This window comes from Gemmatimonadota bacterium (assembly GCA_009835325.1).
GTDB lineage: Bacteria > JAAXHH01 > JAAXHH01 > JAAXHH01 > JAAXHH01 > JAAXHH01.
Genome location: VXWP01000075.1, coordinates 1 through 13,102, shown reverse-complemented (window position 1 = coordinate 13,102; position 13,102 = coordinate 1). Strand labels below are relative to the sequence as shown.

Below are 13,102 nucleotides of genomic sequence, written 5' to 3'. Positions count from 1 at the left end.
GAAAGCGCCAGGGCATGACCCTCGTCAAGGACGACCTGTCAGCCTCCGCCTTTTCCGACCATCCCCAGGTCTACGAGGAGGGGTTCAATGTAAAGACGGTCATCGGGATCGTCTTTCTTGGGCTGTTCATGATCCCGGGCTCGATCTATCTGAACCTGATCGCCGGGCAAAGCCTGGGGCCCGCGGCGGAATGGACCACGATCATCCTGTTCATCGAAGTCGCGCGCCGGTCTTTCACCACGCTCAGCCGCCAGGAAATCTACATGCTGTACTACGTGGCGGCCAGCCTCACCGCCGGCGTGGGACTGGCGCTGTCCGGCGGGCCCTTCGCCCAGCTCATATGGTACCAGTACTTCGTCCAGTCCCCCGGCGCCCGGGCCTTCGGCATCGACGACCAGATCCCCTCCTGGATCTCTCCCGGCGCGGATTCCGACGCCATCGTACTGCGTACGCTGCTGCACGGGGAATGGCTGGTGCCGATCCTGCTCATCGCCGTGCTCCACATCTTCAACCGTGCGAGCGCCTTCACGCTGGGTTACGGACTCTTTCGCGTAACGGCCGACGTGGAACGGCTGCCCTTCCCCCTGGCCCCGATCCAGGCGGAGGGCGCCACCGCCCTGGCGGAGAGTTCCGCGGGCCAGGAATCGTGGCGCTGGCGCGCCTTCAGCATCGGGGCCATGCTGGGACTTGTTTTCGGCGCGTTCTACATCGGCATACCGGCCGTCACGGGCGCGCTGCTGGCTGAGCCGATCACGCTGATTCCCATTCCCTTCGCCGACCTGACGCGCAATACGGAGAACATACTGCCCGCCGCGGCCATGGCGGTCGAACTGGGACTGGGGCCGGTGTTGACGGGGTTCGTGCTGCCCTTTTGGATCGTGGTCGGTTCCGCCATCGGTGCGTTGCTTACCGTGGTCGTCAATCCGCTGCTCTACGATTTCGGCATCCTGCGCACTTGGTCGCCGGGCATGGACGCCATCCAGACCACGCTCGTCAACGATATCGATTTCTGGATGAGCGTCCGCATCGGCACGGGATTCGCCGTCGCCCTGATCGGTGGATGGAGCATCCTGTCCGGACTCAGGAAACGGTCGGGCGATGCGAGGCGCGAAGGATCGAAACCCGGTCCGTCCGGCGGGTACGGCACGCCGCCCGGCCGGGGGGATTTTCCCATGTCCGTTATTTTCGGCGCCTTCCTGGTCCTGACGGTAGGCTACGTCGTCCTGAGCTGGCGCCTGGTGCCCGGGTTCCCCATCCTCTTCTTCGTGTTCTACGGATTCTTCTATACTCCGCTCAGCTCGTACGCGAGCGCCCGCCTGCGCGCCATCACGGGCGCCGATCTGCAGTTCCCCCTCATCAAGGAGGCCACGTTCATTCTCAGCGGCTACAAGGGGGTGGACATCTGGTTCGCGCCGATTCCCATATTTAATTACGGTGGCCAGGCCCAGGCCTTTCGCGAGGTCGAGCTGACCGGCACCCGGTTCACGAGCGTATTGAAGGCGGAACTGGTCATGATCCCGGTCCTGCTTGTCTGCAGCCTGCTGTTCTGGCACTTCGTCTGGGGACTCGCGCCCATACCGTCGCAGGCCTATCCCTACGCGCAGAAGTTCTGGCAGCAGCAGGCCACGATGCAGGCGCTGTGGTACTCCAGTACCGCAGGATCGGGGTTCGAGTCAAGCTACCTGATCGAGGCGTTGAAGATTCCCTACATGATAGGCGGCGCGGCCTTCGGCGTGTTGGCCTATGCCGTCCTGGCGGCCTTCAACCTTCCCGTCATGCTGATCTTCGGCGTGATCGCCAGCGTGGGCACGGTGCCCCACGCCTTCATCCCGCAGTTTCTGGGCGCGTTGCTGGGCAGGTTCTACATGGAGCGGAAATTCGGCAGGCGGAAATGGATGCGGTACACGCCGGTCCTGGCGGCCGGCTACGCCTGCGGCACGGGGCTGGTAGGCATGGCCACGGTAGCCATTGCGCTGATTTCCAAGACCGTGGCGCCCCTGGTCTATTGATCGCCGTCTTTTCCGTCTTTTCGGGTATACCTCTTCAATTCCTCGATGACGTCCGGCATGATGTCCAGCAACTTGCCCATGGGGCTGCTGGGCGAGTTCATGTGCAGCAGTTGCGCGCGGTCCTGCTGGATGACCAGGAAGGCGAGCGGTTCGACCGATACACCGCCCCCGGCTCCCCTCTTCTGATTGTCCTCGCCGCCGAATCCACCGGCGCCGAACCCCAGGGACAGCCTGGAAACCGGAACCACCCAGGCATCGCCGATCTGCATCGGCTTGCCCACGTGCACCTCGGTATCTGCGATCTGGCGCAGTTCCTCCAGCATGGTCTGGATCATTTCATTTACAGGCATGGTGGTCTCCGGTTCAAGCGGTCGTGATCGGTCGAATCAATATATATGACGGCCGGCGGCCTGTGCACGTGAATTTTTAACGCCGTCCCGGCTATACTGCAATTCGAGAAATCACGACATGCCCACGACGGTAATTAATTTTTTATTGACGACTAACCGTATGTTGTGTATATTTTGCCGACAGCCGATATAGATCCTCAAGAATCACCATACCTCGCGCACGAAGCTTCAGGGAGTTCAACCTCATGAAAGCGATGACGGAAAAGCAGCGGAACGTTTACGATTACATACGTAAAAAGGTCGGCAAGATAGGGTATCCTCCCAGTGTCAGAGAGATCGCACAGCAGTTCGGGATCAGTACCCGTGCGGCTTACGACCACCTACGGGCGATTGAGAAGAAGGGCCATATCCGTCGTGATCCCATGAAGCCCCGCGCCATAGAAATCGTTGGAGCCAGGGACGGGTCGGCGCCGGGTGCCGGTGACGTCGTCCGGGTCCCCCTCCTCGGCCGTGTAGCCGCCGGGTTGCCTATTCTCGCCGAAGAGAACGTCGAGGAGTACATGGATTTTCCGTCAGGCATGGTGAAGCAGGGCGGGAATGTCTTCGCTCTCGAGGTACACGGAGACAGCATGATCGAAGACGGAATCAAGGACGGCGACTACGTCCTGGTCCGTGAGCAGCCCGTGGCCGAGACGGGCGAAACGGTCGTCGCGCTGCTGGACGACGAGGCCACGGTCAAGCGATTCTACCGGCGCAACGACCGGGTCGAACTCGTGCCCGCCCATCCGACCATGGAACCCATTGTCACCGATGAGGTATCCATCGTGGGCAAGGTGGTCGGGGTATACCGCAGAATGGACTGAGCGGCGGCGTTCAGGGAATGCCCCAGTTCCCCGGATTGAGCAGGTAGGGATCGTTCAGCGCCATATCTTCCAACGCCAGTAGTGTTTCCTCACTAAGGCCCTGTCCGTCCGACACGGAAACGGCTTCATCCAGGTACGCGATTTTGTCGGCGCCGACGATTACGGTGGAGACGGCCGGGATCGACAGGACGAAGCGCAGGGCCAGTTCGGGCAGGCTGAAACGGGTCGCGGTCTGGATTTCGACCAGCCGGTCGATATGCGCGACGAGGGGCTTCAGCCTGTCGGGCATGAACCTGCTCTTCTCGGTCAGGGCGCCTTTCAGCAGTGCGGATCGCACGATGACGCCCACGCCGCACCGACGCGCCTCGGGAATGACGCGTACCAGGTATCGGCGGTCCAGGATGTTGCAGGGGATCTGCAGGGTGTCCCACCGCCCATCCTCGATGGCCGCAAGCGCCGCCTCTTCGCTGTAGGACGAATATCCCGCAAATCGGACCTTGCCTGCCTCCCGGGCCCTGTCGAGCTCTTCCATCACCTCGCCGTCCCGGATCATACGAAGTTCCAGCTCGAGAAGGTCCCGGCCGTGTACCTGCAGCAGGTCGATGTGGTCGGTCTGCAGCCTGGACAGGCTCCGGTCGATGGACGTTGCGATGCTCCGTCTCGATTCGGCGTAATCCAGCCCTTCTTCCAGCCGGTGCACGCACTTGGTGGCGAGCACGTACTCGGACCGCCGGCCCTTGAGCGCCCGGCCGATGATCTCCTCGCTGTTTCCGTACAGCGCCGCGGTGTCGATGAAGTTCACACCCGAATCGATCGCCCGGTTGAGCAGGATCCGGGCGTCGGACTCCGCGGGCACGCCGGGTTCGCCGCCCGCCTTCAGGCCGTACTCCATGCCCAGCTCGACCGTGCCGAGGGAGACTTCGGAAACGCGCAAACCGGTTCGCCCCAGGATTCTATATCGCATCGTTCGACTCCCCCAAACGGCATTCAGGCGTTCATCATGCTTACATGGTCCGCGACGCACCGGCCGAGGGCTTCGAGGTCGTAGCCGCCCTCAAGGACGGAAACCAGCCGGCCCCCGCACGCGTCTTCCGCGAAGTCCAGCACCAGGCGGGTCATGGCCCGGAAACCCGCGTCCGTGACCAGGGTGCCGGAGAGCGGATCGTCCATGTGGGCGTCGAATCCCGCCGAGAGGATAAGGAGGTCCGGTTGGTAAGCCATCATGGCCGGCAGGATCGTGCCGCGCAACACATCGACGAAGACCTCGTCGCCGGATCCTGCGGGGACCGGGACGTTCATCGTGTAACCTGCCCCTTCGCCCGTTCCCGTCTCCCGCTCCGCGCCGGTGAAGGGATAGAGGGGATACTGGTGAATGCTGAAATAGTACACGGTCGGGTCTTCAGAGAAAATCTCCTGGGTCCCGTTCCCATGATGGACGTCCCAGTCCAGCACGGCCACCCGTTCCACCCCGAACCGCGACTGGGCGTAACGGGCCGCGACGGCGGCGTTGTTGTAGATACAGAATCCCATCCCCCGGTCGGATTCGGCGTGATGCCCCGGAGGCCGGGCGACACAGAATACGCGGTCCGCTTCCCCGGTCAGCACCGCGTCGACCGCCCGCATGGCCGCGCCGGCGGCCAGTCGGGCCACGGTCTCGGATGCGGAGGAAACGGTGGTGTCGCCGGTGGGCAGATTCCGGTATCCCTTCCCGCACCAATCGACAACGGCGTCGACATAGGCCCCGTCGTGGACGGCCTTGATCCGCGCCTCGCCAGCCGGCTCGGGCGAGAGGCACAGCAGGCCGGCCTGACGGGCGCCGTCGGGTACATCGCCGGACAGGCCGAGTCGGGCCAGCACGGAGGTCATGCGGTCCGGCCGTTCCGGATGGAAGGGACCGGTATCGTGCAGGAGGAAGTCGGGGTGGCTGATCAACGCGGTGGGCATGTTGTCGCGACAGGGGCGAAGGTCTCCGGGAGCGGAGACCACCGGCCGGACCTTCAGTTGCGGCTCCCGTTCCTGGAGAGATTCTCGAAGTAGTCGTTTACCAGGTCCCGGTACCCCGGCGGGACATCCTCTTCCCGGGCGAGGTAGAGCCGTTCCCTCCGGCGCATGTCCCGGACTTCCGCGCGCAGGCCATCGTAGTAGTCTACGAGACTGCGGGCCATGTTGAGGTGGAGCTCGTTCCATGCTCCCCGGTCGATCTTCCACGGTTCGTCGCCGAGGGCGATCGCCCGATCCAGGTCGTCCTGCAACTGCCGCGACTCCCGGGACATCTGCGGGACCTGTCCCGAAAGGTCCCGAAGGCGTTGCAGCTGACGCTGGTAATCCCGCGAGATCTGGTCGAGCGTCTCTGAATTGGGAATGCCGCGGTTCAACCGGTAGAGCCGGCGCTGCAGTTCCTGCCATTCGGACATGGCATCCCGCGCAGTGTCCTGCGTCCTGGCGAGATGGTCCATGTCCCGGGTGATCAACTTGTCCCGCGCCGTGCGGACCATTTCCGCGAGCCGGTCCAGCGCCGCGGAGATCTCCGTCTCCGTGCGGGCGGACTGGTCCAGGGAATTCCGGTTCAAGAGCCGCTTCGAACGCTCGATCTCTTCGCTTAACCGTTCCTCATCGATCATTTCGCCGGCCCGGTCCGCAGCCGCCGCCGTCTCGGGCTGCACCCGGGACGCACTCCTGGCCAGGAATTCGAGGTCTTTCTCGAGGCGTTCGAGGTCCGAACGGATCTCCTCTTTCGCCCCTTCCAGACCCCTCATCCGATCGCGCAGGAACCGGTCCAGGCGCCGCTCCTTAGATGATTCGTCCAAACCGCCGCGCCTTGAATCGATCGCGTCCAGGCGATTGAGAATGCCCTCGAATCCACCCTCTTTCTCGTCCTTCAACGCGGTGACGTTCCGTTCGAGTTGTTCCTGCCGGACGGCCAACTGGTCCGCCTGCTTCACGGCTTCCCGCGCCAGCCGCTCCAGCGACGCACCCTGGGCCCGCTGCAACTGGCTGGAAGCGTCGGCCAGATGCCGTGCGGCCTGGGCGCCGCCCTCCGCCGCAGTCTGGAGGCGGTCCCTGCGCAATTGTTCGATCGATTCGCCCATCGACTCGGAGCTCTCGCGCAGGTCGCGGTCCGCCTGGTCCAGCATGGGGCGTTGCGCCCCCGATTGCGCGCCGCGCGCGTCCGAGGGGTTCCTGGCCCCGGAAAGCGAGCGGGCGATCTCTTCCGTCTCCGCCCTGAGATCCCGTTGGGTCCTGGTCAGCCGGTCCAGTTCCCTCCGGCGCTCGGCTTCCGGGCGGTCTTCGTCGTCCGCCAGCTTCTGCATCCGTTCATTCACGCGCTGTTGGCGCCGGGCCAGGTCCTGGACACGTTGCTGATGCTCGTCGATACTCTGCTCCCGCTCCCGTTCCAGCGCCGGTTGATCCGGGACCTCGTACCTGTTCCGCTCATCATCCAGCTCGAGTTCGGAGGTGTCCGACAGGTCGAGCGGTGCCCTGCCCGACATACTGCGTTGCTGGCTCACCGTAAACTCCCGCATCTGCGCATCGAGCCTCGTGAGGTACATGAGCGCCTCGCGTTCGTGTGTCAGGGCCTCGTCGACCGCGCCGGAGCGGAGTGCTTCGGAAGCCGCCGCCATCGGCGTCTGCACAAGTTCCAGCGTTTCGACCATCTTCATCGCTTCCTGCGAGAACCCGACCATGAAGCGCATGACGGCGAGTGCTTCTTCCACCTGCCCCCGCAGTCCGTCCTGTACCGCCGCGATGGCCTCGAGGTCTTCTTCCACCCGCGTATCCGGTGCTGCCGCGAGCGTCCGCTTGACCCGCCACGTCGCCGAGATGATCTCCTTCTGCTTGCGGGAGAGCTGCCTCGTCTGCATCACATCGTCCCCTGCTCCTCCCCCGCCGCCTCCGCCTTCAGCCTGGCGGTAGGTTGCATCGAATGGCTTGATTTCGATGAAGTAGATATCCGTCGCGGACGTGCCGGCTTCGCTCCTGCGGTCGCCCGCCTCCGCGTAGTAGGCCACGAAATCGCCCGGCTGGACCCCGAGACTCTCGAGGTAGACTACGTGCTCTCCCTCCCAGACTGTGCCGCTCGATTCGCGCTGCAATGCGCCCAGGTCCACGACGACTTCGTCGCCGCCGTTCACCGCGTAGTTTAGGGAAAAGGTCGCCAGGCCGAAGTCGTCCTCGGCCTCGGCGCGGATGGTGACTTCATCGACGGGGGAGACCCGCGTGTCTCTCTGCGGTTCGAGGATGGCCACCCGGGGCGCGCGGTCCTGCAGTGCCCGGACGTAGTACTCCACCGGGTCGTCGTTCGCGAAGCCGTCCGAGTCCACCACGTGTATCGAATAGGAAAGATCCTCGCGCACGACGAAGGATCCCTCGAGGTCCTCTCCGCCCACTTCCAGCTCAACGGACCGGCCGTCGCTGAAGCGCATCGCCCCGGAAACCACCTGTTTGCTCGCCGTGATGCGCAGGGCGACCCGCGTGCCCACCGGTGCCGTGATGTCTCCGCGGTCTTCCTCGGTCTTCGAGACGAGTTCCATGTAGTCAGGGAATTCGTACCGGGCGTCGATCCGTTCGACATAGGGCGGATCGATGGCGGAGATCCGGAATTCACTCGACCGGGTTCCGGCCACGGCGACGTAGTACCGCGCATTCTCGACGATCCCGTGGATATCGCCAGCGAAGGTCCGCTCGCCGTCCGCGGCATACAGGTCCAGCGTTGTCCAGTCTTCGTCCTGCCCGAACCGGACGAACAGGCTCGGGTCCAGGGCAAGGCCGCTGCCCAGGTTGGCGGTGATGGTCAGGCTGTCGCCGCGTCTTACGTGCGTGTCGCCGGGTTCGACCCGTATGCCGCCGGGCAAGGCCGGTTCCAATTGGGTCCACGACACCAGCCGGAGGGCGGACCGGCCAAAGTAACCGGGTTCAAGCAAGATCAGGACGGCGAGGACCAGGACGGCGCCAGCCGCGAAAGCCTGGATGCGGGTGTGGCGCCTGCGATCAACGATCTTCTTGTATTCGATCTGCTCGGTGTAACCGGCGACGTACTCCAGCACCTGGTCCATCAGGTCCTGCTGAGGTCGCCGGAGGTGCGTGTCGCCGTATTCCACGGCGCTGACCAGGGCGTCGTTCAGCGCGGGATGCCGTTCTTCAATATAACGGGCGACCTGCAGGTCCGTGGGCGACTGACGGAGCGGTGCGAGCAGAAACCTGAAAGCAAGCCAGCCGAGGATCCCCGCGGCGGCGGACAGGTAGAGGATCCTCGCCAGACCGCCTGGATCGAAGAAATGTAAGGCCGTTACGCCGCAGAGGAAGAGTATGACCACGGCGATCGCTATGACCGAGACGCCGCGAATGACCAGCATGGCACGCCAGCGGCGAAGTACGCTCCGCAGGCATTCCTGAAGGATGGATCGTTCCGTCGACATGGATCACCTGTGCGTACGATTCGCCAGCAGGGTCTCTCCGAGCACCAGGGCGATGAGCGTGAACCCCAGGATCCACCAGAGTCCCTGGCGGCGTTCGACTTCGGCGTCCCGGACAAACCGGGCCAGCGACTCGGTCTCCCGTGATTCCGGACTCACGGCCAAGGGATTGATCAGCGCCGCGGCGAAGGCTTCCGCGTCCATCCTGGTGAAGTCGGATTCACGGGTGTCGAGGTTGACCGCGAACGTCTGCTGCCCGTCTTCCGACTGCACCCGGTACAACCCCGGCTGCCGCGTCTGCGTAAACAGCTTACTGCCCGTCCGGGACGTTTCCACCGGGACCTGTTCTCCGGATGGAAGTACTACGTATTGCGCGCCGTCCGGCAGTCTGACCGCTTCCCCCGCCAGGCGGTACAGCCCGTCCCCGCGTTCATGCATCGTTCCCCGGGAGGCCAGGTAGTCTATACTCTCGTACAGAAAGGGAACGAATACCTCCCGTATGGGAAAATCGGTCCACGCAAGGTCGAAGGTGGAAAGGACCAGGAACGTGCGGCCGTTTCCCAGGGGCTTCTCTGCAACGGCGGCGGCGCCGTCATCGAAACGGGCCGGGACCGAAGCCGAGGAGTCGGGTTCGAACCGTGCCGTGCGGTAGAAACGTACTGTACCGAAATCACCGTGCCGGGGACCGGAAAAGGGCTGGAAGACGGGGTGCTGGTAATTCACGTCCGTCAGCAGCCTGTACCGGTCTCGCGGACCGTCCGGAGACGAAAGCGATGCTATGCGTCCGGGCAGCAGTTCGCCGAAGGATGAATTGAATATACCGGAAGATACGGCGGGATTCAAGGCGATTATCAGGCTGCCGCCCGATCGCACGTACCCGGTCAGCCGGTCCTTCGCGGCCCTCGGCAGGACGGACAGGTTTGCCGAGATGACCACGTCGTAATCCGATGGATCGACGTCGGCCAGCGCGTCCGGCGACCGCACGTCCACGACGACCGGCGGGTCCCGGCGCAGCGACAGCGCCTGGGTCAGGTAGTATGCGGCCTCCGACGGGCGGTTCGGCCGCGATCTTTCCTCCAGGCAGAGGACCCGAACGGGCGTAGGCGCATTCACGGTGAAGAAGAACCGGTTATCCACCGGGAGCCCGTCTTCACCCAGCACCACCTCACCCGTATTCGTGGCCGATCCGAAAGCCTGCCGGAAGATCTCCACCTGGCCGGAGTGCGGGGGAATGTCGACCCGCCGCTTGCCGGTCTCGATCCCGTTGACCCGGAGCGTCACCTCGTCCCGAAAGGGCGCCTGTCCGAAGTTTCGGATCCGAACGGCCACGTCCAGGGTACGGCCGTCCGCGGACAGCACGCGTTCCGCACCGTCCGGTGCGGCCGAAGATTCCATGCCGGCAACGGTCGGGATCTCCACGCCGGTGACGGCGGAATTGTCGTCCTGCGCATCCCCCACGTCGATCATCCGGAGCTGGACGCCCGGACCGAGCTTCCATCCGCCGGACCGTGGATTCCAGCCGGCCTGCTGGAAATCGGAAACGAGGTAGACCGTCCGGCGGTCGAAGTCCGACCCGCTCAGCTGGTCGTCGGCGGCGCGCAGCGCTTCCACGTAGTCCGTCGCCTGGAATGTCGCGCTGACCTCGGAGTCCACCAGGACGGGCAGTTCGGAGTGGCTCGACCCGAGTTCCCGGATGACCCGCGCCTGCACGGCGAAGGTCAGCAGCGCCGCCTGGTCGCCGGTCTGCAGATCGTTCAGGATCTCGGCCGCCCGCCGTTTCGCCAGGGCGATGCGGTTCCCGAATCCCATGCTGTAGGAGGTATCGACCAGAATGGCCACCGCTTCAGGCTGGGTGCCCGCGAAAACGGTTTCGTCCTGATCCCGGAGGAAGGGCCGCGCGAAAATCACGGCCAGCAGCGCGCAGGCCGCCATGCGCAGCAGCAACAGCAGGAGACGGCGAAATCGCTGCTGGCGGACGATGGACCGCTGGGACGAAATGAGGAAACGGACCATGCTGAAGACGTGGATCCCGGCCCGCTGCCTTCGCACCAGGTGCAGGATCAGCGGGACGGCCGCGCCCAGCGCGCCGAAGAGGAACGTGAGGTTCAGGAAGGCCAGGTCCATGACGCGTACCTGCGGGGCGATGCGCGGGTGAAGCCTTAACGTTTCACCATGCGCCTGCTCAGATAGGAAAAAAGCGCGAAATCCAGCGGCCGGTCGGTCTCCATGCGCTCATAGTCGACCTGGATCTTCGCACATCCGGTCCTGATCGATTCCATGAATTCCTCCACCGCTGCCAGGTAGTCCGCCCGGATGGCCGACGGAGCCACCGTGATCCTTTCGCCGGTCTCCGGATCATCGAACCGCGCGGTCTCGCTGAAAGGGAAGGTGAGTTCTTCCCGGTCGACGATGTGAAAGACCAGCACTTCATGACCCTTGAAGCGAAAGTGCATCAGGGCGTTCATCATCTGCTCGACGTCGTCGATCAGATCGGAAATGAGGATGACCAGTCCCCGCCTCGGCATCGATTCGGCGAGTTCGTGCAGGGGGCTGCCCAAATCGGTGCCTTCGTCCGCACGCAGTTCATCCAGGGTCGAGTGGATGGCGAGCCACTGGGTGTTCTTCGAACTGGGCGGCACGTAGTTGTGAACGACCTGGTCGAAGGTGACGAGTCCCACCCCGTCCCCCTGCCGCAGTATGAGATACGCCAGGGAAGCCGCGAGATATGATCCGTATTCGAGTTTGTCCAGTGCGGTCGTCGCCGTGGCCGGCTGGCCGCCGTATCCCATGGACGCGCTGCGGTCGAGGAGAATCACGCACTGCAGGTTCGTCTCGTCCTCGTATTCCTTTACGTAGTACCGGTCCGAACGCGCAACGGCTTTCCAGTCCACGTGCCGGATGTCGTCGCCCGGCGTATACTGCCGGTATTCCACGAACTCCACGCCGAAGCCCCGGTACGGGCTCTTGTGGAGGCCGGAAACGAACCCTTCGACCACGATGCGGGCGCGCATTTCCATGGAGGAGAGGCTGGAAAGGGTCCTCGGATCCAAGAAGCGGGGTACTTCGGTCATGTCGGTGCCGTTGACTGATATGAAGGGCTACATGCCGCGCTACATTCCGGACCGCGGCGCCCGTTACATGCCGGACCGCGGCGCCCGTTACATGCCGGACCGCGGCGCCGGAACGGTCTCGAGCAGCCGGTCGACGATACCCTCGGAGGTGATCTTCTCCGCCTCGGCGTAGAAATTGGTCAGGATCCGGTGCCGCAGGACCGGATGGGCGAGCGTGCGGATGTCGTCGCAGGAAACGTGTCCCCGGCCGTCGAGCAGGGCCCTGGCCTTGGCGCCCAGGATCAGGTACTGGGAGGCGCGCAGGCCGGCCCCCCAGGATACCCAGTTCTTCACGAATTCGGGCGCGTCCTCGCCGGATGGCCTGCTCGCGGATGCCAGGCGAACGGCGTAACGGGCAACCTGTTCGGAGACCAGGACTTCCCGGACCAGGCGCTGGTAATCCCGGACCACCTCGCCCGACAGGACGGTATCGACCGAGACCGTCTCGGCGGAGGTCGTCGTACGGGCCACGGCCACTTCGTCGTCTTCCTCGAGGTACTCGATGTGGATGTTGAACATGAACCGGTCGAGCTGCGCCTCGGGCAGGGGATAGGTCCCCTCCAGCTCGATGGGGTTCTGGGTGGCGAGGACGAAGAAGGGTTCGTCCAGCTGAAACGTCGTGCGGCCGGTGGTCACGCGGTGCTCCTGCATGGCTTCGAGCAGGGCGGCCTGGGTCTTGGGCGGCGTCCGGTTGATCTCGTCCGCCAGTACGATGTTGCCGAAGATCGGGCCCTTGATGAAAGTCAGCGAGCGCTGCCCCGTAGCCTTGTCCTCTTCCAGGATCTCGGTCCCGGTGATGTCGGCCGGCATGAGGTCCGGGGTGAACTGGATGCGCCTGAACTCCAGGTCCAGCACCTCGGCGAAGGTCTTGATGAGCAGGGTCTTCGCCAGTCCGGGCACGCCGGTCACGAGGCAGTGCCCTCCCGCGAACAGGGCGATCAGCACCTGTTCCAGGACCTCCTCCTGGCCGGTGATCACCTTGCGCACTTCGGCCAGTATCTTCTCCCGCCCCTCCTGGAATGCTTCTATGCGTACCTGTCCGGGTCCTTCTTCGGTTGCGTGCTGCGCGGTGCCGCTCGTCGTCATCGGCCGGAATCCTTTCCGTCGGGCGCCTGATCAGGCGTTCCCGTCCAGGGATCTGAAATACGCGATGGTTTTCTTCATGCCTTCTTCGAGGGAGACCGCGGCTTTCCAGCCCAGGATCTCCCGGGCCCTTGTCGTGTCGGGGCGTCGCAGCTGGGGGTCGTCCTTGGGCAGGGGCCGGAAGACGATCTCGCTGCCGGATCCGCAAAGGCGGATGATGGTGTGGGCGAGTTCGAGGATGGTGATCTCGTTCTCGTTCCCGATGTTCACCGG

Annotated in this window: 9 protein-coding genes; 2 read left to right on the top strand and 7 right to left on the bottom strand. The window is 64.2% G+C overall.

Annotated features, from left to right (window positions below; all coding sequences use genetic code 11):
- Positions 1 to 14: 14 nt before the first annotated feature.
- Positions 15 to 2,009, top strand: coding sequence for a peptide transporter (locus F4Z81_09540; protein MXW05294.1), 1,995 nt, complete (start codon positions 15 to 17; stop codon positions 2,007 to 2,009).
- On the opposite strand, the gene F4Z81_09535 is transcribed toward F4Z81_09540, so the two are convergent.
- On the bottom strand, positions 2,003 to 2,359 hold the full coding sequence (locus F4Z81_09535) for a sporulation protein (protein MXW05293.1): 357 nt from the start codon (positions 2,357 to 2,359) through the stop codon (positions 2,003 to 2,005). The genes F4Z81_09540 and F4Z81_09535 overlap by 7 nt on opposite strands.
- Positions 2,360 to 2,604: 245 nt before the next feature.
- Between F4Z81_09535 and lexA the strand changes: the two genes are divergently transcribed.
- A complete protein-coding gene (gene lexA, locus F4Z81_09530) occupies positions 2,605 to 3,222 on the top strand; it encodes a transcriptional repressor LexA (protein ID MXW05292.1) in 618 nt (205 codons plus the stop codon).
- A gap of 10 nt (positions 3,223 to 3,232) precedes the next feature.
- Here the strand turns inward: lexA and F4Z81_09525 are convergent, their stop codons facing one another.
- The 6 genes from F4Z81_09525 to F4Z81_09500 form a co-directional block, all read right to left on the bottom strand.
- Positions 3,233 to 4,186, bottom strand: coding sequence for an aldo/keto reductase (locus tag F4Z81_09525; GenBank protein MXW05291.1), 954 nt, complete (start codon positions 4,184 to 4,186; stop codon positions 3,233 to 3,235).
- Between the two features lie 23 nt (positions 4,187 to 4,209).
- Complete coding sequence (locus F4Z81_09520) at positions 4,210 to 5,166, bottom strand: histone deacetylase (protein MXW05290.1); 957 nt, start codon at positions 5,164 to 5,166, stop codon at positions 4,210 to 4,212.
- Between the two features lie 53 nt (positions 5,167 to 5,219).
- The gene (locus tag F4Z81_09515) at positions 5,220 to 8,639 is read right to left on the bottom strand and encodes a hypothetical protein (protein ID MXW05289.1); all 3,420 of its coding nucleotides are present in this window, start codon (positions 8,637 to 8,639) and stop codon (positions 5,220 to 5,222) included.
- A 3-nt stretch (positions 8,640 to 8,642) separates the two neighbouring features.
- A complete protein-coding gene (locus tag F4Z81_09510) occupies positions 8,643 to 10,760 on the bottom strand; it encodes a VWA domain-containing protein (protein MXW05288.1) in 2,118 nt (705 codons plus the stop codon).
- A 35-nt stretch (positions 10,761 to 10,795) separates the two neighbouring features.
- Positions 10,796 to 11,707: a DUF58 domain-containing protein gene (locus F4Z81_09505; protein ID MXW05287.1), complete on the bottom strand. Its 912-nt coding sequence runs from the start codon at positions 11,705 to 11,707 to the stop codon at positions 10,796 to 10,798.
- An 87-nt stretch (positions 11,708 to 11,794) separates the two neighbouring features.
- Positions 11,795 to 12,832 (bottom strand): AAA domain-containing protein, encoded by a 1,038-nt coding sequence (locus F4Z81_09500; protein MXW05286.1) that lies wholly within the window; start codon positions 12,830 to 12,832, stop codon positions 11,795 to 11,797.
- Positions 12,833 to 13,102: the final 270 nt, after the last annotated feature.

Coding starts and splice junctions, on each gene's coding strand:
- F4Z81_09540 (MXW05294.1), top strand. CDS start 15: ATGACCCTCGTCAAGGACGACCTGTCAGCCTCCGCCTTTTCCGACCAT.
- F4Z81_09535 (MXW05293.1), bottom strand. CDS start 2,359: ATGCCTGTAAATGAAATGATCCAGACCATGCTGGAGGAACTGCGCCAG.
- lexA (MXW05292.1), top strand. CDS start 2,605: ATGAAAGCGATGACGGAAAAGCAGCGGAACGTTTACGATTACATACGT.
- F4Z81_09525 (MXW05291.1), bottom strand. CDS start 4,186: ATGCGATATAGAATCCTGGGGCGAACCGGTTTGCGCGTTTCCGAAGTC.
- F4Z81_09520 (MXW05290.1), bottom strand. CDS start 5,166: ATGCCCACCGCGTTGATCAGCCACCCCGACTTCCTCCTGCACGATACC.
- F4Z81_09515 (MXW05289.1), bottom strand. CDS start 8,639: ATGTCGACGGAACGATCCATCCTTCAGGAATGCCTGCGGAGCGTACTT.
- F4Z81_09510 (MXW05288.1), bottom strand. CDS start 10,760: ATGGACCTGGCCTTCCTGAACCTCACGTTCCTCTTCGGCGCGCTGGGC.
- F4Z81_09505 (MXW05287.1), bottom strand. CDS start 11,707: ATGACCGAAGTACCCCGCTTCTTGGATCCGAGGACCCTTTCCAGCCTC.
- F4Z81_09500 (MXW05286.1), bottom strand. CDS start 12,832: ATGACGACGAGCGGCACCGCGCAGCACGCAACCGAAGAAGGACCCGGA.